This is a genomic window from Gilliamella sp. LMG 34360 (genome assembly GCF_984568995.1).
In genome coordinates this window covers 1,898,161-1,921,350 of sequence record NZ_OZ474900.1, presented here as the reverse complement: position 1 = coordinate 1,921,350, position 23,190 = coordinate 1,898,161, and the positions used below count along the sequence as shown (strand labels likewise).

Annotated in this window: 15 protein-coding genes; 13 read left to right on the top strand and 2 right to left on the bottom strand. The window is 32.4% G+C overall.

What is annotated here, in order from left to right:
• The first annotated feature begins 1 nt into the window (after position 1).
• The 3 genes from AC5LW9_RS08665 (at position 2) to AC5LW9_RS08655 (ending at position 2,909) form a co-directional block, all read left to right on the top strand.
• On the top strand, positions 2 to 487 hold the full coding sequence (locus AC5LW9_RS08665) for an L-2-amino-thiazoline-4-carboxylic acid hydrolase (RefSeq protein WP_065736976.1): 486 nt from the start codon (positions 2 to 4) through the stop codon (positions 485 to 487).
• Positions 477 to 1,715 carry a M20 family metallo-hydrolase gene (locus AC5LW9_RS08660; protein WP_493455670.1) on the top strand — a complete coding sequence of 413 codons (1,239 nt, stop codon included), beginning with the start codon at positions 477 to 479 and terminating at the stop codon, positions 1,713 to 1,715. The genes AC5LW9_RS08665 and AC5LW9_RS08660 overlap by 11 nt, the downstream gene beginning before the upstream one ends.
• Positions 1,716 to 2,066: 351 nt before the next feature.
• Complete coding sequence (locus AC5LW9_RS08655) at positions 2,067 to 2,909, top strand: hypothetical protein (protein WP_198236894.1); 843 nt, start codon at positions 2,067 to 2,069, stop codon at positions 2,907 to 2,909.
• 173 nt (positions 2,910 to 3,082) lie between these two features.
• Here AC5LW9_RS08655 and AC5LW9_RS08650 read toward each other — a convergent pair whose 3' ends face one another.
• Together AC5LW9_RS08650 and AC5LW9_RS08645 are read right to left on the bottom strand one after the other, a co-directional pair.
• Positions 3,083 to 4,663, bottom strand: coding sequence for an alpha-glucoside-specific PTS transporter subunit IIBC (locus AC5LW9_RS08650; protein ID WP_493455669.1), 1,581 nt, complete (start codon positions 4,661 to 4,663; stop codon positions 3,083 to 3,085).
• A 113-nt stretch (positions 4,664 to 4,776) separates the two neighbouring features.
• Positions 4,777 to 6,105, bottom strand: a complete 1,329-nt coding sequence (locus AC5LW9_RS08645; protein ID WP_493455668.1) for a 6-phospho-alpha-glucosidase — start codon at positions 6,103 to 6,105, stop codon at positions 4,777 to 4,779.
• A gap of 179 nt (positions 6,106 to 6,284) precedes the next feature.
• On the opposite strand from AC5LW9_RS08645, the gene AC5LW9_RS08640 reads away from it, so the two are divergent.
• From AC5LW9_RS08640 to AC5LW9_RS08595, 10 genes are all read left to right on the top strand, one after another.
• The gene (locus AC5LW9_RS08640; protein WP_493455667.1) at positions 6,285 to 7,001 is read left to right on the top strand and encodes a GntR family transcriptional regulator; all 717 of its coding nucleotides are present in this window, start codon (positions 6,285 to 6,287) and stop codon (positions 6,999 to 7,001) included.
• A 182-nt stretch (positions 7,002 to 7,183) separates the two neighbouring features.
• Entirely contained in the window at positions 7,184 to 7,975 is a 792-nt protein-coding gene (locus tag AC5LW9_RS08635; RefSeq protein ID WP_493455666.1) for an acid phosphatase, read from the top strand.
• Positions 7,976 to 8,836: 861 nt separating this feature from the next.
• Entirely contained in the window at positions 8,837 to 9,883 is a 1,047-nt protein-coding gene (locus AC5LW9_RS08630) for a type VI immunity family protein (RefSeq protein ID WP_198228989.1), read from the top strand.
• A 1,331-nt stretch (positions 9,884 to 11,214) separates the two neighbouring features.
• On the top strand, positions 11,215 to 13,998 hold the full coding sequence (locus tag AC5LW9_RS08625) for a type VI secretion system Vgr family protein (protein ID WP_493455665.1): 2,784 nt from the start codon (positions 11,215 to 11,217) through the stop codon (positions 13,996 to 13,998).
• A gap of 3 nt (positions 13,999 to 14,001) precedes the next feature.
• Complete coding sequence (locus AC5LW9_RS08620; protein ID WP_493455664.1) at positions 14,002 to 14,964, top strand: DUF4123 domain-containing protein; 963 nt, start codon at positions 14,002 to 14,004, stop codon at positions 14,962 to 14,964.
• Positions 14,951 to 18,340, top strand: coding sequence for a T6SS effector BTH_I2691 family protein (locus AC5LW9_RS08615; protein WP_493455663.1), 3,390 nt, complete (start codon positions 14,951 to 14,953; stop codon positions 18,338 to 18,340). Before AC5LW9_RS08620 ends, AC5LW9_RS08615 begins: the two co-directional genes overlap by 14 nt.
• A 28-nt stretch (positions 18,341 to 18,368) precedes the next feature.
• Positions 18,369 to 19,280 (top strand): putative type VI secretion system effector, encoded by a 912-nt coding sequence (locus AC5LW9_RS08610; protein ID WP_493455662.1) that lies wholly within the window; start codon positions 18,369 to 18,371, stop codon positions 19,278 to 19,280.
• A 207-nt stretch (positions 19,281 to 19,487) separates the two neighbouring features.
• Positions 19,488 to 20,588, top strand: coding sequence for a DUF6708 domain-containing protein (locus AC5LW9_RS08605; RefSeq protein WP_493455661.1), 1,101 nt, complete (start codon positions 19,488 to 19,490; stop codon positions 20,586 to 20,588).
• A 20-nt stretch (positions 20,589 to 20,608) separates the two neighbouring features.
• A complete protein-coding gene (locus AC5LW9_RS08600) occupies positions 20,609 to 21,703 on the top strand; it encodes a DUF6708 domain-containing protein (RefSeq protein WP_493455660.1) in 1,095 nt (364 codons plus the stop codon).
• Positions 21,704 to 21,775: 72 nt separating this feature from the next.
• Positions 21,776 to 22,687 (top strand): putative type VI secretion system effector, encoded by a 912-nt coding sequence (locus tag AC5LW9_RS08595; protein WP_493455659.1) that lies wholly within the window; start codon positions 21,776 to 21,778, stop codon positions 22,685 to 22,687.
• The last annotated feature ends 503 nt before the right edge of the window (positions 22,688 to 23,190 follow it).

Sequence of the window (23,190 nt, the reverse complement as noted above, 5' to 3'; positions counted from 1 at the left end):
GATGCAGGAATTTCCCGAAATTGGTATTTTACATCGTCGTAAAATTGAAGCCGAAATAATCAAGCCGATCTATGAAATATTAATAAGAAATTACGGTAAAGAGGCAGCTAAAGCTGTTATTGAAGAAGCTGTTGCAAAAGCAGCTATTGACGCAGGAAAGGAGTTTGCTGCAAAAGAACCCAATGGCACTAGTGTTGAAAGTTTTGTAGCATTACAACATCTTTGGGAACAAGATGATGCATTAACAATCACTGTTGTTGAGAGTAGCCATGAAAAGTATGATTATAATGTACATCGCTGTAAATATGCCGAAATGTATAAAGAAATGGGCTTAGCTGAAATCGGTTTTCTATTATCGTGTAACCGTGATAGTAAATTCATAGAAGGTTATGCACCACAAGTTAATTTAGACCGTCCTCATACAATTATGATGGGTGATGGTATTTGTGATTTTCGTTACTGTCTGCGAGTTAAAAATGATGAATAATATACAGCCCCAAATTAATATAAAACGTCTTGAAAAGTTATTAGATGATTTTGCAAAAATCGGTAGAACGGATAATGGTGGAGTGAGTCGTTTAACATTAACAATGTTAGATAAACAAGCACGTGATTTATTAATTCAAATTAGTCAATCTGCTGGCTTCAAAGTACGCATTGACGCAATCGGAAACATCTTCATTCGCAGAGATGGTCTAAAGGACTTACCCATTGTTATGACAGGCTCTCATGGTGATAGTCAACCAAAAGGGGGGCGTTATGACGGCATTTATGGTGTATTAGCTGGTTTGGAAGTGCTATTAACATTGAATGATTTTAATATTAAGACCAATCATCCCATTGAATTAGTCATGTGGACGAATGAAGAGGGTTCACGTTTTGCACCTGCCATGATGGGTTCTGCTGTTTTTACGGGAAAACTAAAACTTGAAGATGCTTATGCAATTAAAGATCAACAAGGAATTACAGTAAAACAAGCTTTAGAAAAAATAGGCTATTTGGGAAGTGATAATACAGAAAATTATTCAATTAAAGCTATTATCGAGGCTCATATTGAGCAGGGGCCTATATTGGAACTCGAAAATAAAACTATTGGTATTGTTAAAGGTGCATTTGCCCAACGTTGGTACGAAGTAAATTTGACTGGTTTGGCTACTCATGCAGGAACTACACCAGTAAATATGCGCCAAGATGCAGTTGTCGGCTTGTCTGAATGTGTAACCGCTTTGCATCAATTAGCTTTGAATCCAGACAGTAAAGATATTCGCTTAACAGTTGGTATGATAACGGTTAGTCCTAATTCTCGTAATGTTGTTGCTGGACATTGCTTTTTTACTATTGATTTACGACATTATGATTCAGATTTGTTGGAAAGTTTTGAAACACAAATGTACGCTTTATTATCTGAAATAACAAAAAAATTAAATTTAAAACTTGAAATCAAAAAAATACTGAGTATGCCTGCCATACATTTCGATCCCGCCTGTATAAACGCTGTAAAAAATGCAACGGTAAAAAATAATTATTCTGCCATTGAGATGATTTCTGGCGCAGGTCATGATGCATGTCATTTAAGTACAGTCGCTCCGACTTCAATGATATTTATTCCTTGTATTAAAGGGATAAGTCATAATGAAGCGGAATCAATAACAACATTATGGTGTAAAGCTGGAGCGGATGTTTTACTTGATACATTACTATACTTAACGCAATAATTTATTTAATTATTTTAAATATAGCAATGGGAATTTTTAGACAATACTAATTTATCAGTTGCCATAATAAAATATGAAAAAAATTGTTTCATTACTCTTAATCAATAGGTTGTTTATCAATAATGGTTATACAACAAACAGAAAAGCCTATTGCCAAGCAAATTATGGAAAATCTGCCTGTTATATTCTAGCAACTTAATGCTGGTTTGTATTAAAATGGATTTAACTTACTAATTTAAATTAACTATTTATCCAGTAAAAAATTAACTAATGCTGAGTAATTGGGTATTTATATAATATGTAATTAATATATGGATTAGTATAAATTGGATTTGTCTAGGAAAGAAATTGATGAAAAAGATTATAACGATAAAGTTGTTTTTAGTAGTTTCTACATTGGTTTTCATTATCACGAGTTTGATGGGGTATTTTAACAACGCTTTTATACCCGAATCTGTTTCTTATTTGAAACTCATCTCATTGATCATTATTTTGGTTTGTTTGGTTGGTTTCATTAACATACGGCTGTTTCATGATAAATGGTTACTTAAAAAAATGGTCAAACCGAAAGTAATAAAAACGGTTCAACATAATGAGAAAAGTTATGAATTTTTGGATTATAGGATGAATCAAGGTGTTGCTCTTATTTGGGAAAGTGATGCAATATTTGCAAATTTTAATTTACCAGGTAATAGCAAAAATTTTAGTGGTTATATAAAACAATTAATTCTAAAAGAGGATGGTAACTTTTATCTGTCTGTTGCAAATGGTCATAAAATTGAACAAATTGCATTTAATGAACTCACATCGACGATTCAAATTACGATTAATGCAACACATTATAGTTTCAAATCCTTATGTAAGGATGTGTTAAAGTTAGAATTAGATAAAATATTTAAATTTGCTGATCATGTTCGAAAACAAGTATCTCTCAATGAAAAATATATTTTTACATTTGATCCTCCGACAAAAGTCTTCTTACCCATAAATAACAACAACGAACTATTTGAAATCGAAAAATACTATATTTTTCATAATAATGATAAAGCAATCTTGATGAAAAATGTATCAAAACAGAAAAGAACTTTAGCACCAATTGAGAATATTAAATGTAAAATAGAGTTTGAAAACGGCGAAAAAATTGATATTAAAAAATGGTTAGAGTATTTGTGTGATACAACTGATATTAATTAAAAATACTTTGCAGTTATTGAAGTAATCATTAAATATAGGTTAGTCATTAAGAGGTAAGGAATCAGGTTTATTATTCAATAAACTGCTACTTAAATTTTTTTGTTAAATAATCTAGTACAAAAAGGCAATATAAATAGCAAGGTATCTATATTGCCTTTTTTACTAAATTGGTTTTATTTCATTAATGCATTTATCTCTTCTCTGACAAGAGGAACTGTTAATCCTACAATAATTTGTATCGATTTGCCTTTATTTACGATATTTATTGCACCATTACTTTGAAAATATTCGACGTCATACACTAATTCTGGATTGTTAATTTGAACACGAAGCCGAGTTGCACAATTAGTTAAATGTGAAATATTATCTTTTCCTCCTAAACCTTCAAGAAAAGCTATCGCTTTCTGTCTAATTTCATCATTTTGTTTTTCTTCCTCATCTGTTTGGGTATTCGTTGTTGTGTTCTGTTTACTATTTTTATAATCAGCTTTAGTAAACAATTTTATATTGGTATCTGCGCGTCCCGGAGTCATTAAATTAAATTTGATGATTAGAAATTTGAATACAAAATAGTAAATTACGGTAAATGTCAATCCAATCACAATTTGAATAACATAAGTAACCCAATGATTTGCACCTAATGGTAACCAATTTTGGAAGATGAAATCGATCACACCTAAATAGAAATTTCCGGATACACCAAACATAAACATGATTGTTGCCATTGTTGCTGCTAAAAGAGCATGAGCTAAAAATAGCATTGGTGCAATAAATAAAAACGTAAACTCAATGGGTTCAGTAATACCGGTCAAAACTGCAGTGATTGTTGCGCCAATTAATAATCCAAAGACCATTTTTTTATTTTCAGGTTTGGCGGTTGAATAAATCGCCATCGAGATGCCAGTGCAACCAAATACTTTTCCCATACCAATGAGCATAAATCCGCCTTGAGGGAAAAGTTCTGTTAATGATTTAGTGCTATCTGCAAATTCTGAAATGTGTGAAATCCAATAATTTACAGTCCCGCCATCAGTAACAATTGGACCGAAGTAAATTGGACCATAGACAAAATGATGTAAACCCGTTGGTATTAAAATTCGCTCTAAAAAAGTAAATAGCCAAACACCAATAGCTCCAGAATTTAAAATAAAAACTTGAAGGCTTTGTATTCCACTTTGGATCGGTGGCCAAACAATAACGGTTAATATAGCTAGTATTAGCATTAAAGGAAAACTAAGAATGACAATAATTGGGGTTCCAGTAAATACATTTGCCCACTCTGGTAAACGTAAATCATAAAAGCGATTATGGAGCCAAACGGTGAAACTTGCAGTTAAAATTGAGCCAACGATTGACGTATCTAAAGTTAAGACACCACAAATTTGAATTAATCCAGCTTGTCCTATTTGATAATTTATCCCTAATTGTTCACTCCATACATCAATAATCCCGCCAATAAAATAGTTGAATGTTAGATATGAAATAAAAGCTGCAAGTACTGCACGCCCTGATGCTTTTTTGGCTAAAGCAATAGGTAAACCTAGAGCGAAAAGCATTGGCATATTTTGAAATAAAACCATCGATGCCTTTTGTAGTATGCCAAGAATTTTTACATATGTAGAACCCTCTGTAGCGAATGGAAACAAATGGGGATTAAGTAAAACAACGGTTAAACCTAACAAAATACCGGCAGCAGGAAATAATAAAACCGGAACAAACATTGCTGCACCAAAGCGTTGAATTGTATTTCTCATATAGACATTAATCCTTTAACAAATTGATTAATATTTATTTTAATTTATTGATAACTTATGCTAACACTAAGGTTTGATAGCAAACCTAGTGTTATTTGTTTCAATTAAATTAATTATTTAAAAAATTGAGGTAGATATTTTCTGTTTTCGTTTAATATTTCTTCGACGATTGTCTTCGCTTTAGGTACATTAACCACTGTTCTATTTAATGTTAATGCATTAATAAGCTTTTGCTTCGAACCCTCATACCAAGCATCAACGACAAGTTTTTCATAACCTAATTGAATTTCAATCATTGCTTTTTGGAATGTTGGAATATTACCGATAGTAAACGATTTAGGTCCATCAGAGGTGAGCATGCATGGGATTTCAACCATTGCATCATCTTGAATGTTATTAATAGCGCCATTGTTAGGAACAATGACAAGGTAGATATCGCCTTTGTTGTACGCTAAAGATGACGCTACGCGGATCATATACCGACCATGTATATCATCATGAAGATCTTCCCCTTGAATTGAATTTTTTTCAATGATGCGACGGCACATTTCAAATACTTGTTTTTCCCGTCCATTAATAACCTGACGAGCTCGGGTATTATTGATATCCTCTTTACTAACCATTTTTTCCGGATACAAATAATATTGTAAATAAGTGTTTGGTAGGAATTCTGGATTATCCCTTAACATTATTTCCATATTCTTGAAAGTTGCTTGCCAAGAAGGGTCATTAGCAATAATCGAATCAACGGCACTAATACCCTCTTTTAAGATAATGTCTTTAATCTTTTGAGTAAGATCTTCTCCCTGTTTATTTTTTATTTTTGTGAACCAACCATAATGATTAAGACCAAAATATTCAGGTACAAAATCCCAAATTTGACAGCCAAGTAATTTGGCATAACTCACCATTATAGCCGCAGGCATATCACAGATATTTAAAATTCGTTTGTCATCAGGAAATTCTCTATTTAAAGCTTCGGCAACAATAGCGGCAGGGTTAGTATAGTTTAAGATCCAAGCCTCTTTTTGATAACATCGGATTTCACGAATAAGATCTATCATGTCACTAATAGATCGTAGGCCATAAGCCATTCCGCCTGCGCCACAGGTTTCTTGACCTACGCACTGATGCGAAAGAGGAATTTGCTCATCACGTTCCCGCATTTTCAATCCACCCGTTCGGATTTGCATAAAAAAGAAATCGGATTGTTCAAAAGCCACTTTTCTGTCTGTGGTATAGATAAATTCTTCAATTTCTGGATAAAGTTCCTGAAACATTATTTTTGTTGCTTTAGCATTTAATTCTTGACGTGGTGCATCAATATCATAGAAAACAACTCGTTTTAAAGGGAAGTTATCCTTCTCAGTAATCAGACTTCTCATAATACCTAACGTATAAGTGCTTCCCGCCCCAACAACAGTTAAATTTATCTTTTTCATAGTTTTTCCTAATTGTATTGTTGATTAAAAAACAAATAAAGTACAAATATGTTATCAATAAGTATTATTTAAAATAATACTTATTTAATACAAATGTGAAAATGATCACAAAATATTTTTAACCTCTATTTGCTAATTAAATGATAAAATGACATAAATTTAATCTGTTGAGACTTTAAATGGCAAAACCACTATACCGACAAATAGCTGAAACTTTTGAACAAAAAATTTATTCTGGTGAATTGGACTTAGAAGATGTATTACCTACAGAGCAGGCTTTACAAGATCTTTATAAAGTCAGTCGTGTGACTGTTCGCAAAGCGCTTGAGCAATTAGAAAATCTTGGATTAGTAGAGAGAATCAAAGGAAGTGGGACTTATGTAAAATACAATTCAGCCAAGCATGATGCTATTCAATTGAAAGGATTTGATGAAAATATTACTTCGTTAGGTCGAATAGCGGGTACAAAAGTAATACATTTTCAATTAGAACAAGCTTTACCGGCTATTGCTAAACATTTAAAAATAGAAGTTGGAGCGTCAATATTTTCAATAATACGTATAAGAACAATTGATGATGAGCCAGAAATTTTAGAACAAAGCTATATGCCACTCTCATTATTTCCTGATTTAAGCGTTAAAGTCATGCAATCATCAAAGTACTATTATGTTGAGCACCAGAAAGGCTATCAAATATCCCATAGTAAGCAAGATGTAAAACCCGTTTTGGCGACAAATATCGTTGCTAAACATTTAAATATTGATACAAACCATCCAATATTACGGCTTCGCTCAGTAAGTGAATTAAAGACTGGAGAAAGGTTTGAATACAGTATTCAATATTTAAGAGGATTTCAGTATCGATTCGAATACATTGCCCATAGGGGATTAGGTTAGCTTTTAATTATGAAAGATAAAAATCCTAATATTATTGTAAACTGTAAAAATATCGTATATTTTATAGTCTAAAAAAATTTAGAGCGTTGGTGCTCCATTAGTTAATCGCTTTTTTATAATTTCAAGTTCTCCATAGTTAATTCGTTGTTGTTTAATCATAAATTAGGTAATAGGAGTAAATAATGAAAAAAAATGTAAGCGTTAAAAAACTGACAATATTGATTTCTGCACTCTATTGTTCTCTATTTTTTTCATCATCATTCGCTTTTCAAAAAGGCTCAACTGAAGATTTTTTAGGTCATGAAATAGGGATTACTTATCATACTGCTGAGCAAGCTGTAAGTAGTAAAGCCTATTTGCCAATCTATCCAAAAGAAGGTACTCCTGAATTTGAAGCAGACAAAATTGCTTATCTTCATGGGTATAACCTTAAAGAAACAGAACGTTGGAAACAGGCAACCACAGATGCTGACTTACATACCCCAAACGTTGCTAAAATTTTTTCTGCTCCTTTAGGTATCACAATTTCACCTGAAACAACTCCGACTCTATATAAAATGCTAGGCGATCTTCTGGTGGATTCAGCGGATAATGCGACTAAAACAGCGAAAGAAGCATATAATAGAGAGCGTCCATTTGTCTACTTCGGTAATCATACCTGTCAACCTGAAGATGAAGAAGAACGTTTACGTCAGAATGGATCGTTTCCGTCAGGCCATACTTCTTACGGGTGGACTTTAGCATTAGTTCTTGCTCAAATAGCTCCATCACACGCTGAAGCAATTATAAAACGTGGATATGAATTTGGTCAGAGTCGTATGATCTGTGGTGCTCATTGGCAAAGTGATGTGGATGCAGGACGACTTGTGGGTGCGGTTGAATATTCTCGCTTACTTACTATTCCCAAATTTCAAGAAGATCTTAAACAAGCAACAGAAGAAGTTCAAAATCAACTTAATTTAGTTAATAAATAAAGATGAATGATATGAATTTTTATCATTCTATATAATGATTAGGGAAAATAATGAAAAATTATTTTCCCTAATAGGTTAAAAAATAATTACCGAACAAAGAATTAAAAATTAACTAATATGTATTAACTATATGATTTATGGTTATTTTTAATAAGACTATTAATATCCCATTTTTGTATAACTCTTTTTATATAATTCTATATTATTTATTTAAAAATAAGGTTGAGTTATCCATTCCCAAAAAATAAAAGTGCTATCTATGAGGTGATAATACAATTTATAGAAGCGTATCCGCACCATCATTGTATAAATTTCACTCAAAATATTGAGGCTAATTTAAAAAAGTAAAATAATCAGATAAAAATGGTTGCAAATTATTATAAAACAGGTAGTTTATACATTACATTTGGTTATTTTTTGTAAACTTTTGTAAGTTACTAATTGAATCAATATCAGTAGAATTACTCCAGTTATAATGATAATCATGATGTCAAATCAAAATTCTAAAAAAGTCAATATTAAAAAAATATAGAAATATTAATCATTACAAAATAATGTAGGGATTATAAAAGGAGAAAGGTATGAAAAATGAATCATTCGAATTCATTAAACAGTTGCATGAAAATTTTATTTACAATCATTATACTTTAACAGTTGATGAGATATATTTAATTATTTCTTTATTAATTGTTGTTCATAATGAACAATCAAACCATTACAGGTATAATGCCACCATTTTTTTCAGTATATTTAATATGTTATCTAATAATTCTCAATTCCTTTATACAAATAAAACGTTTTATATGTAATATAATAAGATATTGACTAATGCAATGTCACATAAAAAGATAGGATAAACTAATGAACGATAAATTGCAGAAACTCTTAGATGAATATAAACTAAACTATGATAAATTTGGTTTCGGTCATTATTTGGACTTTGATCACACCGAAAGTGCTTTAAAAGTCGGTTTAGTAGGATGCTTTTATTTAGATAAATCTTATAAATCTGAAAAGCGTCAAGCAATTAACCAAGTCCTCGCATTATATGATAAAAATTGGGGTGACCACCTCACTCATGGCTTTGGGGATGGTGATCCCAATACTCTATATCGTTATCAAAATATCAGTTTAGCTCAAAAAATAATACTTAATAACGGATTTTGTTTAGATACTTTAAGTTTTTATTGGAGTAATGTAGATAAACTATATCTAATCCCTGATTATTTAATTAAAGTTTTATCAAGAGCAGAATCTGTTGAAAAAGAATATAACACAGTGAGTTATTTACAATTTTACTTGCCAATTTATGAATTAAAATATTTTGGTGTTGATAAAATGGTAGAATTCATCCGACAAGTCAGCCAAATTTTAAAACCTATGCATGGTTTTTTTGGTTTAGGTATAAGACAACGTTATAAATATTATGATTATCAATATTTAGAAGGTGAGTTAGCGCGCAAATATTTAGGTTTAGATATTTCCACTGATGAAGAAGATATACATTTTAGAGACGGATTTAAAAGTATTAACTGGCTAACTATTCTTAGTGAAGAGCTTTTTACTGAAAAATTAGGTAGTCTCGATGACGTTAAACAAAAAAATAGTGATGAAAGCGTTATTTTTCATCCCTACGATGGGGGAGTCGTTGTTCAGGCTGGTGAAGTACCAGAATTTTGTGATATTGGTCGTAACCCTTATCCTGAACATTATGTTAATGCTAATGCTTTATTAAAACAAGCACGAGCTCCAATGATTGCTTCATTTGGTTTTACATCCAATAACGGTAAAATTCAAGATAGCCAAACTTCTAAAGAATGGCAGTCTCGTTTTGACGATGTAACCCCAACTGATCTTCCTCCAGAGGAATCTGAAGAAGAGGAAAGTGTTGGGATAAATGAAACTTGAGATGTGTCTATTAAAGTATGTTTTATCCCAATAATTAGGCTTTTTTAAACTAAATTATAAACTACCTGATCTTTTACCATTAACATTAGTTTTTTCGACTATTGTTGAAAAGTTTTAGATCGGGTATGTATTTTGATTTAAGTCTATTTTATATAAAAATATTTATTTTAAACTGCAACGTTATTTTATGAAAAAGTTCTAGACTAACAATAGAATTCATTAATAAATCGTTTAGACCTAAATATTTGAGATAGATTGTTGCACAACACAACACAACACAACACAACACAACACAACACAACACAACACAACACAACACAACACAACACTTAAAAAGTTTAAAAAATCTGAATGTTTCCAATCATACATGACTTTTCATTAATACCAGAAAATTTAACTCAATTAAAAAGGCGAAATGGTATAGACTCCTGAATATTTTTTACATAGTAAATTATAACCCAATAATATAATTAGATTATTTAAATTAACTTTAACCCAATTATTTAATCACACTAAAATCCTGTTTATAGCCTAATTGATCGCTTTATAAAGCCACTATTTTTGATATTTGAAAAATCAGTTATTTTGTCAAAAAGTTTCAGGTTATGGCTATGTTTGAGTAAAAATCAATTTTTAGGCCTAATGATTTAAAAAACACTCTACAAAATACTTATGCAGAATACATAAAATCCAAATTCTATCTACAATTCACAATGATCATTCTTTCTTTGAATTTAAAATTGGCGTGATTTTATGATGAAATGGTATAGACTCCTGAATATTTTTTACAAAATTAATCATAACTTATTTATATAATTAAATTTTTAAATATCTTTAACTCAATTATTTAATTACTTAAAAATTTTATTGTTATTTTTAAAGAGAAATTTTTTTGTAATTGGTGGTTAGTTATTTATGCCAAAAGGTTTCAGGTTATAGCTATGTTTGAGTAAAAATGATTTTCTAGTTACAAATCTCAATAAAAATTCGGTGCAAAATATTTAATAAAAAATCAGCAAAATCCAAGTTCTGTTAATCCTTGTTTGATCATGTTTAAGTAACAAATCTTTAATGATTTGTTATAAATATAATTAATAATATCAGTAAGTTATATGTGTAATTAAACTTAAAGAAATATTAAAAAAAGATTGCAAAAAACGTAAAAAAGCGTATTTTATATGCTCTTTAGATTATTTTTTAACGTAACTTCATAAAAATATTTAACTAATAATGGTAAATCATTAAAATAATCAATTTTTTAGTAAAAAATAATATTAAATAAATATTAATAATAAATAGTTCAATAAAACAAAGTTTTATTTGCAGCGCACATGAAATATATCGAGGATAGCATGGATAAAGGATTAACCAATTTGGTGAATCAATTAGGCAATGGTTTAAGTCATGGCTTAAAGCAAGGTTTAGTTAATGGAGCAGGACATAACCGTTATACGTTAAATATTGATGGTTTGTCTGCTGAGGTTTCAATCTTAGAGGTTGAGGGTAATGAGCAACTTAACCAGCCTTGGCACTATACGGTTACTTTCACCAGTTCGGATAAACAACTTTCTGTTGAGTCATTTCTTAACCAAAATGCCTGTTTGAGTTTTAATCCTGCTAATTCTAGCAGTTTAAGCGACTTTGCTACTCAAGGAGTTAATGCACTTAATTCCTTAACTTCGGCTAATCCATTAGATGCATTAAAACAGTCTGAGCCATTAAAACAGTTAGATAAACTTAAACAATCTAATCCACTTAATTCTTTAACCCAATTTAATCCGCTTAATCCGTTAAATTCACTATTATCTCAAGGCGGCTCACGCACTCTTCATGGCGTGATAACCCAGTTCAGTCAATTATCAGTCAGTAATGATGAAGCTCGTTATCAGGTTGTCTTATCCTCGCAATTAGCCAAACTGGCATTAAGTCATAACTGTGCTATTTTTCAGAATCAAAGCGTTATCAGTGTGGTTGAAGAGGTCTTGCGTGGTCATGGTTATACCGGGATTGATTATCGTTTAGCACTTAAAGAGCAGTACCCTGAACGTGAATTTATCACCCAGTGGCAAGAGAGTGACCTTGAGTTTATTCAAAGACTGCTTGCTGATGTGGGGGTCTATTTCCGGTTTGAAACGCATGGTGAACACAATTGTGATGTGATGGTCATCAGTGATTATGAGCAAGGTTATCAGCAGGTAGCTGATATTGTGTACAAACAACCGAGCGGCACTCTGGATAACGGCGTTGAAAGTGTCTGGGATATAACCTTACACAGTCAGATGGTGGAAGCTTCGGTACAAGTACAAGATTATAACTACCGAGATGCGCAGGCGAATTTACTGGGTGAGGTTAACAGCCAACAGAAAGATAACACCACTTATGGCACTGATTACCGTTATGATGAGCACTATAAAGGGTTAAATAGTAATAGCAATGGTAATGGTAGTAATGCCAATAACAATGATATAAATAATCACAACAGTAATGATGATGAAAACAGTGGTGATATTGATACCGATGACAGTCAAGGCAGTAACAGTAATGACAACGGCAATAATAGCGATAACACTAACAATAGTAATAGCAATAACAACAGCAGTGATATTAACAGTAATCAAGCTAACACAGGTAATGGTGTTGAAAGTGGAGAATGGTGTGCCCGCATTCGCCATGAACACGCCATTAGCCGTCAAATTGTTATCCGGGGTAAAAGCAATCAGGCCAATTTAGCTCCGGGTCAACATATCCGCATCAAAGGCAGTGCGATTGCCGGAATTGATGAGGGGGTAATGATATTAACGGTGCAAGGTCAGGGAAACCGCAGTGATGCTTATGAACTGAGTTTTACTGCTATACCTTACCAGCCATTAAAACCTTACCGCCCGGAGCCGATTCCTTTTCCGACTATTGACGGCACTTTACCGGCACGGGTAACCAGTCCGAATAATGACACGTATGGTTATATTGATACACAAGGGCGCTATCGGGTTAAATTTAACTTTGATTTAAAAGAGTGGCGAAACGGTGAAGAGAGTTTATGGTTAAGACTGGCTAAACCGTATGCAGGTAGTACCTATGGTTTTCACTTTCCACTGATTGACGGCACAGAAGTTGCGGTAGCGTTTACTAACGGTAATCCGGACCGACCTTATATCGCACATGCGATGCATGACAGTCAACACCCTGACCATGTGACCACCATAAACAAACACCGAAATGTAATTCGTACCCCTGCTAACAACAAACTGCGGATGGATGATAAGCGCGGACAAGAGCACATTAAGTTAGCGACCGAATACGGAAAAACCCAGCTTAACATCGGGCATTTAGTAGACCAAAACAAAGAGCAGCGAGGTGAGGGATTTGAACTGCGCACCGATGAGTGGGGAGCGATTGCGGCCAATAAAGGCTTATACCTGACCAGTCAGACCGAGCCTAAAGCACAGGGTAAACAACTGGATATGCAAGGTGCCATTACCCAGCTTGAAAATGCGTTATCAATTGCCAAAGCACTGCAAAATGCAGCAACTGCCTCTGAAGCCCATGGCGCAGATACCGACAGTCAGGAGCAACTTAAAGCGACATTAACCCAATTAGCCCAAAGTGGCATTATTGCTTATGCACAAGAGGGCATCGCTTTAACCAGTCCGGAAAATATCCAACTGTCAACGTCAAACAGTGTATCGGTGACCAGTGAAAATCAAACTGACATTAATGCGTTAAAAAACATTACCGTCTCATCCGGTGAATCCATCGGTCTATTTGCTCATAAATCAGGAATGAAAGTCTTTGCCAACCAAGGTGATGTTGAGGTACAAGCGCAAAATGCCAATCTGAATATGGCTGCCAAACAAGATATTAAAATAGACAGTGTCGATGGCAGTGTTGATTTGTCAGCTGCAAAAGAAATCACCTTAATGTGTGGTGGTTCATACGTTAAAATCAGCAGTGCCGGGATTGAACTGGGCACGGCGGATAATGTTTATATAAAAAGTAATGCTATGCAGAAAATGGGACCGGCAAGTGAACAAATAAATCCTAAGTTACCTAGTGGATGTGAAATATCTATTCAAGAAGCAAGTAATTTACAAAAAGGTAACGTAAAATTGGGATAAATAATGAATAGTAATAATCAAGTAATAAAAACAGATGACTCTGAAAGAATTAATGAAATTTTTCAGAATATTATAGATTTATCATCACAAACTGATGGATATTTTTATCTTATCTATCAATCTAATAATAAAAAAACAGACTTTGAAGATAAAATCGCAAAAAAAGAGATAGTTTTATTTCAATATATAAATTACAACATTAAACCTACACCTGGATTAATTAAACTTAATTTAGCTAAAGAAGAAGATCGAATTATATTACGACAAAGCATTGAGCAATTTTATTTAGAAGTAGCTCCTCAAAATACGTTATTTGCGAAACCTCGCTGTGTATATGGTTGGATTTTTTCACCATTAAAGATTGAGATGTTAGTCAGAGATATGGGTAGTGTGGCTATTCAGCAGAATAATGAAAGCACTGAGCTGTTACGTTATTACGATCCGGCAGTACTACCTGTATTATTGAATATTTTTTCTGATAATCAAAAAAACATGCTAGTTAAATTCCTCTATTTTTGGTTATATATAAATAGTGATAGACAATTAATTATCGAAAAAAATCCTAGAAATATTAGTCGACATACAATTTTTAATTGTATTATTAGTGAACAGCAATGGAAGCAAATAGGTTGGATTGAAAGTCGTAATCAAACACTTGCTCGTTACCATTTTTTTCATCCTCAATATACGATATTAGAGAATCAAGCAGATACAATTATATTGAAAGCTTTTGAAAATGCCGAAAGAAAAGGATATAGAAATAAAAATGATCTATCAGAATACGCTTATTACAGTTTAATCATCCATCCTCAATTTATAGACCATGATATTATTTCTCAAGTTATTAAACAAAATGATAATCGGTCATTGGTTGCACAACTAAAAAATGTTACCCCGTCACAATGGAATAAAGTTAAAGATGATTTAAATATGAATAAAAAGGGAAGAAAAAATGAGTCTGTGTGAAAAATGTCGTTCCTGTGGGTTACCTATTTATCCTGTTCGTTATGCTGTATCTCCTGAACAGATGGGTGCTAATTTACCACAATGGGCAGAAAAAGAAGAACTTCTATCCTTAAATAAAGATAGTAAATATGTACTAAGAACAACTAGAAAAGGTTATTTATATCTTTTTTGTCAATATGAAGATAATGGATTAGATTTAGACGTTTCAGTATATAAAGTAGATGAAAAAGGTGGATTTTGGCAGCAAGATATTAGCAAAGAGCTAGATTTATTAAGATTTGGAGATAATGTAAAAAATGCAAACAATGAGCAACAGACCATTCCATTAAATGAAATTGAAACCAGTTGCAGTAACGGCGCTCATCAATCAAGTAATATTGCATTTATTGTGCTTGCCAAACCTGATAAATGTGATAAAGCATGGTTAGCTTATAGTGAACATAAATGGAGTCTAAATACTTTAAGAAAGTATCTTTATGAAGAAGATAAACGTGATATTCGTATGCAAGTTATAAAACCTAAAGAGTGGATACAAAAACAAGAAAGTGCAAATGGTATCACATGCGCAACTAAAGAAGCGATAGCCAGTACAATGGAAGGTCAATATAATGATTATTTATTAGAACAAAATATAACTGGTATATTTCATGGTAAATATCCTGTAATATTTCCTTATCTATATAGTCAACCTGTTAAAGATTCGCCGATTTCAACAAGTCCAATTGGTTCAATCGATGAGAATAGAGTATTTGAATATAATAAATCTTTGTTCAAAATAAGAACAACATTAACGCCTTGGCTAAATTTATCAAACTATCCTAAAGAATCATATCAATTTAGAGAAAATTACTCGTCTTATATATTTCGTAAAATGGAATCAAGCCAACGTAATAGTACCAAATGTCCAGCAATGATGGTAGCCTTAATGGATAGTATTGGAATTGCTGCTGAATTAAGTAATTGGGGTAATAGCGCTCTTGCAGCATTTAAAAAAGTTATCACGGAAAGGCAATGGGAAAACTCCACATGCAGTAGTATTGAACTTTTTGAACAATTTATTAAAAATAATGATTTAGCTAATAATCAGCAAAATTTTAAAAAACACATTCAACAAAAAAATAGAGATTATCTTTCGGATGTTGAATATTATAGACAGCCAATAAATTCTCCAAGCGTACTTGGTTTACCGTCTTCTACAAGACGAATACCTGGATGGTCTAGTACAGATAAAGTAAAAGGGGAAAGAGTAATTAGAATTGTCAATCAGGCAAAAAATTTTACTGCTTATGACCCCGACAGTCCTTACCAAAACCCCTATTTATCTGATTTAGAGAAACATGTAAATTTATGTAAATGGAATGCAAAAGCATTGGTAAATTTTACAGAGAAAAACTACTTATTAAAAGAGTTGGGCGAGGATAGGTATGCAAGTATTATTGAAGATATATTTAAATTAAATAATACTTCACATAGAAATGAAATTGAAAAATTAAGGACTCAATGTAGCATAATTCGAAATGAGCTTGAAGTAAAAGCTAAAGGTTATGAAGCAAGTTGGCATGCAAAAAACAAGACTGAGGAATCAGGTGAAAAGCGTTGGCGTAAGTATAAAAATAGGTTATTACAAAATAAATCGAGCTCTATTGCTTATGATAATTACAGAAAAAAATATAATCAATTTTTACAAGAAAGTGGAAGTTATGTTGAAAGACTAATTGAAGATTTAATAAAATGGATCGATTGCTTTAAACAGAAAGAAAATCATCCAATATCATTAGCTGCTGATGATTTTGCACAAGATAGTGATGATTATCTTGCATTTGCAAACGATATCCTAATGACTTTAGGATCGCATGTTAATAATGATAGAGTTGTTGATCTATTTACACAATTTATTACTGATGAAACCTTAGATGCACATAATATAGTCTGGTCGGCAGTATTTGCCAAACGAAAATTAACTAAAGAGCAACAACAAAAATACATTAATTTAATGCATAGTTTAGATAAAACAACACCAATGCAGCGAGAAGATTATGGGCAATTATTAGATAAATTGGCAACAGTTTTAAACTTTTCTCAAGAAGAATCTGAAGAAACTAAAATCTTTGAAGCTTGTGCGAATGCTATGACTGACTTCGATGTTAGTATTTTAGACGAAGAAAATAAATCTTATCCACTTGATTTTAGTAAAGAATTTGCGACTTTATTTGAAAGTCAACGTAATTTTTTATTAGATGACAATTCAACCGATGCCCAAATTACGGTTGCAAATATAAAACCTATTAAAGAAAATATACTTGCTACATCTGTAATTTTACTAAAATATTTGCAACTCAAAGGCGGTAAAATTTCATCTGCTTTTGCTGAAGCTTTTTTTGTTGCTATTAATCCATCCCCTCAGTTATCTAAATCGGCTTTAGAAAGAAAAATGGAAGCTTATTATGATTGGTCAAAACGCATTAAAAAATCAGTAGCTAATAATTTTAATACAGTAGGCACAAAATTGAGTATTGCTTATCAAAACATCAATCAAAAAATAAACAGTATATTAAGTACCACAACAGCCGGCAAGGGATTAATTGGTTTTATGGCGTTCTATCAACTAAAAACTTTATATGAAATAATTTCAGATGATCGTTATAAAACTCAAGCGCAACAATCTGAAGCGAATTATAAACTCGTAATGGCGGCGACAGGGATAATCTCGTTAAGTTTTAAATTTGTTATTGTTCATGGTGAAAATAATCGGCTAAATGAAAAAACACTTAAGAATTTTGGCTTTTTTGGTAACATTTTTGGCTTGATTTCAGGTATCACCCAAATTGCGATAAGTTGGAATGAGGATACGACAAATAAAACAAAAGTAGAAAAAGCTTTCCATTGGTTGGGACTTATTACAGCTATTGTCAGTGCCGTTGATTTATTTTTGCAATTAGGAAAGAAAAGTTTACTTCAAATTACTAATACCAGTCTTAAATTAATAACTAGAACTGTTCTTCAAAAAATTTTTTTAAGAGGAGTAGTACTTCTTGCTGCTAGAAGTGTAATGCTATTATTTGTATTAGCATTAAATCCATGGATAAGTTTAGGACTATATATCTGCCAAGTGATATATGAATTTAATAAACCTGATGAAATAGAAGAATGGTTAGAGCGTTGCCGTTTTGGCGAATTTCAAGGCGGTTTACATGAAAAAAGATCTTCTCGTTATGAATCTCAGCAACAAGAAGTCGAAGCATTAAAAGCAATTTTCATGAAATATGAAAAAGAGTGGGACAAAATTCAACAAGAGCGACAGCAAATAGAGATTGAAAAAAATAAACCAGTATTCACTTCTGATGATTGGGGAACCATTGTCAATCATACTTTTTGAATTAATCAAATTAGATAAGAGGCCTATTATGCCCTACGCAAAATATGATGGAACAGATATTATTTATAATAATAAAGAAGAGTTATTAAAAAAAACGGGGGTCAGTATTACTGATCCCATTTTACCTCCTAAAAATTTAGTAAAATTAACAGGTAAACTTTCGGAGTTTAAAGGAATATTCTGTTCTGCACCTTTGGCTGATGATGCTTATATGAGTAAAGAAGAGCGGAAAAAACTGAATGCTAAAATACGAAGTAGAGCGGCGCTTGCAACATTAGCTGGAAATAACAGTGCTGGTTTAGCGGCATTAGGGCATAATGAAGATATACATGTAAGTAATTATTTTGAAGCACAATATTTTACAGCTAAACTAAATAATACAATTAAGTTAAAAGGTTGGCTGGGTTATTATAAATTTAATGAAGGTGATTTGGTTGAAGTTGTAGCCGAAAAGCATACTGACCATTATGAAGTGTATGCTATGCTTAAACCGAGTGAGCAAATTATTTCTCTTATACCCCCTTGTTTTGCTGGACGTAAACACGCTTTAAAACGCTATCATATCCCAGTACTTTTATTTTATTTATTATTTACAGCAGGTTTAGTCTATCTATCTAGTGATTTTACTTTGGATAATCTAATTCCAGCTTATGTTGGAATTGGTATACTTTATATACCAACAATTTTAATTTTATATCATAAAATGATAAAAACCCATGTTAAATTGGCGGAACGAATTTTTTCCATATTGGGTTGGAAGGATGTTACTAACATTGATTTAGGTGATATAAGTAAGGAGCAAGTGAAAAAATTAATTGCCCAAGGTAAATATTCATTAGAGTGGAATAATAATGTTGATCGTTTTATAAGACCTTATAAAGCAGGGGATGGCTGGAGTTTTTTCTATTATGATCCAGAAATGTTTTGTAAAAAAAAATAATAAGAATTTATTAGCTGAACCAGATAATATTACAGAGATTGATACCGAAATTGATGATAATCTTGAAGATAAACGCAAAGAATAACTATCCATTTTCCGTGCAAAAAGACATTTTAGAAAGCCGATTAGAGTGGTGCGTTTTGGATGAAAAAACCAGAAAATACGTTGATTACGGTAATAGTGATTAAAAAAAGGATGTAAAGGTTAATGTATATCGGTGAATATTTATTATGGTTTGGCAACTCCATAAAAAAAGAGACACGAAAAAAATTAGAAATGAGTTATAGCAGTAGTGATATGAAACTCAGCGAAGTTGAAAAGGATTGGACTAAGGAGTCAGTCAGTAATAACCCAAGAGCCATTGGCCCATACTATGCCTATAACGATCTCTATCTTGAGATTCGTGGTGGAATGTTTGAAAATTTTCGAGGGATTCTCACTTGGATTAGTCTATTAATTTTTTTTATTCCTTTTAGTTCAGGTTATTACTGTATTAATCATATTATAATGTTATATTGTGGTGAAACAGATAAGATAGCTGGTCATATAATAGCTATCATATTCTATTCTATTGTTTTTTTCCCTTCACTTTATTTATGCATCCGCTATTTTCGTTATGTTTATCGATTGGAACTGTTTACCATACGCCATATACGGGTACGGTTTAATCGGGTAACAAGGCAAGTTTATATTCAGCGCCCTAAATATTGCGGTGGTACTGTCGTATTTAAATGGGATCATATTATGCCGGGTAACTTTGGTGACAGTGGTTCGGATATGAATGGCACCAATATGGTGAATTTAATTGTTTTTCATCCTTATAAAACGGGTTTTCCTATTGCTCACTCAGTCGGGATAGGGAAAAATACCTATAAAGGTCAAGACTATAAAGATGAATGGGAATTTATTCGCCGTTATATGGAAGATGGCCCAGAAAATTTACCCAAACCAAGGCTTAGCACCCATTTACCAATGCCATTTCATGGATTAGGTGGCCATATCAGCCCGATGATCCACGCAGCACAAAATTCAAAAAGCATAGTGATGTATCTGTTATTAATCCCGGTATTTTTAATACTATTACCCGTTTACACGACAGGTTATTTTATATCGGAATGCTTATGCTGGCAGCCACGTTGGCCAAAAGTGATTAGGCAAGCAGGCAAAAAAGGCAAACCCATACCCAAAGAAACAACCTTATCAGACTATCCACCTGATGTGCAAAAAGGCATTTTAGAGAGCCGATTAGAGTGGTGCGTTTTGGATGAAAAAACCGGAAAATACGTTGATTACGGTAATAGTGATTAAAAAAAGGGATGTAAAGGTTAATGTATATCGGTGAATATTTATTATGGTTTGGCAACTCCATAAAAAAAGAGACACGAAAAAAATTAGAAATGAGTTATAGCAGTAGTGATATGAAACTCAGCGAAGTTGAAAAAGATTGGACTAAAGAGTCAGTCAGTAATAACCCAAGAGCCATTGGTCCGTACTATGCCTATAACGATCGCTATCTCGAGATTCGTGGTGGAGTGTTTGAAAATTTTCGAGGGATTGTTACATGGCTCTCTATACTAATATTTATGTTTCCTTTAACAGGCTTTTATTTTGCATTTATAATTGCTTCACAATTATATAATAGTGAGAATGAAAACATTGCTTCTGATATATTTGCAATGATTTGTTTTTTAATTACTTCTTTAGTTTTAATATATTTATGCATCCGCTATTTCCGTTATGTCTATCGATTGGAACTGTTTACGGTACGCCATATACGGGTACGGTTTAATCGGGTAACAAGGCAAGTTTATATTCAGCGCCCTAAATATTGCGGCGGTACTGTCGTATTTAAATGGGATCATATTATGCCGGGTAACTTTGGTGACAGTGGTTCGGATATGAATGGCACCAATATGGTGAATTTAATTGTTTTTCATCCTTATAAAACGGGTTTTCCTATTGCTCACTCAGTCGGGATAGGGAAAAATACCTATAAAGGTCAAGACTATAAAGATGAATGGGAATTTATTCGCCGTTATATGGAAGATGGCCCAGAAAATTTACCCAAACCAAGGCTTAGCACCCATTTACCAATGCCATTTCATGGATTAGGTGGTCATATCAGCCCGATGATCCACGCTGCAAAAAATTCAAAAAGTATAGTGATGTATCTGTTATTAATCCCGGTATTTTTAATACTATTACCTGTTTACACAGCAGGTTATTTTATATCGGAATGTTTATGCTGGCAGCCACGTTGGCCAAAGGTGATTAGGCAAGCAGGCAAAAAAGGCAAACCCATACCCAAAGAAACAACCTTATCAGACTATCCACCTGACGTGCAAAAAGACATTTTAGAAAGCCGATTAGAGTGGTGCGTTTTGGATGAAAAAACCAGAAAATACGTTGATTACAGAAACTGATCCTAGATGAATACTGATTATTGAATATGAAAGCGAAAAAATAATTAATAATAAAAATGAAGAAGGCCAATTATGCCCTACGCAAAATATGATGGAAAAGATATTCTTTATAATAATAAAGAAGAGTTATTAAAAAAAACGGGGGTCAGTATTACTGATCCCATTTTACCACCTAAACATTTAGTAAAAATAACAGGTACACTTTCAGAGTTTAAAGGAATATTCTGTTATGCACCCGTGGGTGATGATGCTTATATGAGTAAAGAAGAGAGGAAAAAACTGAATGCTAAAATACGAAGTAGAGCAGCGCTAGCAACATTAGCTGGGAATAACAGTGCTGGTTTAGCGGCATTAGGGCATAATGACGATATACATGTAAGTAATTATTTCCCATCACAATATTTTACAGCTAAACTAAATAATTCAATTAAGTTAAAAGGTTGGCTGGGTTATTATAAATTTAATGAAGGAGATTTGGTTGAAGTTGTAGCCGAAAAGCATACTGACCATTATGAAGTGTATGCTATGCTTAAACCGAGCGAGCAAATTATTTCTCTTATTACCCCTTGTTTTGCTGGACGTAAACACGCTTTAAAACGTTATCATATCCCAGTACTTTCATTTTATTTATTATTTACAGCAGCATTAGTGTATCTATCTAGTGATTTTACTTTGGATAATCTAATTCCAGCTTATATTGGAATTGGTGTATTTTATATACCAACAATTTTAATTTTATATAAAAAAGAGATAAATACCCATGTTAAATTGGCGGAACGAATTTTTTCCGTATTGGGTTGGCGAGATGTTACTAACATTGATTTAGTTGATATAAGTAAGGAGCAAGTGAAAAAATTAATTGCGCAAGGTAAATATTCATTAGAGTGGAATGATAATGTTGATCGTTTTATAAGACCTTATAAAGGAGGAGATGGCTTTGGGTTTTTCTATTATGATCCAGAAATGTTTTGTAAAAAAAAATAATAAGAATTTATTAGCTAAACCAGATAGTATTACAGAAATTGATACCGAACTGGGTGATAATCTTGATGATAAAGGCAAAGAATAACTATCCATTTTCCGTGCAAAAAGACATTTTATAGATCCGATTAGAGTGGTGCATTTGGGATGAAAAAACCGGAAAATATGTCGATTATGGTAACTGATCCTAAATAAATACTGATTATTTAATCCAAAAAAATATGGATATTTTAAAAATCTTCATAGATAAACTTTCTGATTTTGTTGATTAATGATAGCTTTTCTTTATAGCGTTTTGATTATTATGAAACGGTATAGACTCCTGAATATTTTTTACAAAAATACTTGAAATTTTAGTTTAGTGGGGTTGTTAATATGCTAAATTTTGTCAAAATGTTAGCAAAATTCTACAAACAGAATTTATTGAGTATTTTAATTCAACGAGTATAGATTTTATAAAATATAAGATCTATATAGATTGTTTCTTGTTAACAGTTTGATGACTC

Excerpts from the sequence above, each read along its gene's own strand:
- AC5LW9_RS08665 (WP_065736976.1), top strand. The coding sequence starts at position 2 with ATGCAGGAATTTCCCGAAATTGGTATTTTACATCGTCGTAAAATTGAA.
- AC5LW9_RS08660 (WP_493455670.1), top strand. The coding sequence starts at position 477 with ATGATGAATAATATACAGCCCCAAATTAATATAAAACGTCTTGAAAAG.
- AC5LW9_RS08655 (WP_198236894.1), top strand. The coding sequence starts at position 2,067 with ATGAAAAAGATTATAACGATAAAGTTGTTTTTAGTAGTTTCTACATTG.
- AC5LW9_RS08650 (WP_493455669.1), bottom strand. The coding sequence starts at position 4,663 with ATGAGAAATACAATTCAACGCTTTGGTGCAGCAATGTTTGTTCCGGTT.
- AC5LW9_RS08645 (WP_493455668.1), bottom strand. The coding sequence starts at position 6,105 with ATGAAAAAGATAAATTTAACTGTTGTTGGGGCGGGAAGCACTTATACG.
- AC5LW9_RS08640 (WP_493455667.1), top strand. The coding sequence starts at position 6,285 with ATGGCAAAACCACTATACCGACAAATAGCTGAAACTTTTGAACAAAAA.
- AC5LW9_RS08635 (WP_493455666.1), top strand. The coding sequence starts at position 7,184 with ATGAAAAAAAATGTAAGCGTTAAAAAACTGACAATATTGATTTCTGCA.
- AC5LW9_RS08630 (WP_198228989.1), top strand. The coding sequence starts at position 8,837 with ATGAACGATAAATTGCAGAAACTCTTAGATGAATATAAACTAAACTAT.
- AC5LW9_RS08625 (WP_493455665.1), top strand. The coding sequence starts at position 11,215 with ATGAAATATATCGAGGATAGCATGGATAAAGGATTAACCAATTTGGTG.
- AC5LW9_RS08620 (WP_493455664.1), top strand. The coding sequence starts at position 14,002 with ATGAATAGTAATAATCAAGTAATAAAAACAGATGACTCTGAAAGAATT.
- AC5LW9_RS08615 (WP_493455663.1), top strand. The coding sequence starts at position 14,951 with ATGAGTCTGTGTGAAAAATGTCGTTCCTGTGGGTTACCTATTTATCCT.
- AC5LW9_RS08610 (WP_493455662.1), top strand. The coding sequence starts at position 18,369 with ATGCCCTACGCAAAATATGATGGAACAGATATTATTTATAATAATAAA.
- AC5LW9_RS08605 (WP_493455661.1), top strand. The coding sequence starts at position 19,488 with ATGTATATCGGTGAATATTTATTATGGTTTGGCAACTCCATAAAAAAA.
- AC5LW9_RS08600 (WP_493455660.1), top strand. The coding sequence starts at position 20,609 with ATGTATATCGGTGAATATTTATTATGGTTTGGCAACTCCATAAAAAAA.
- AC5LW9_RS08595 (WP_493455659.1), top strand. The coding sequence starts at position 21,776 with ATGCCCTACGCAAAATATGATGGAAAAGATATTCTTTATAATAATAAA.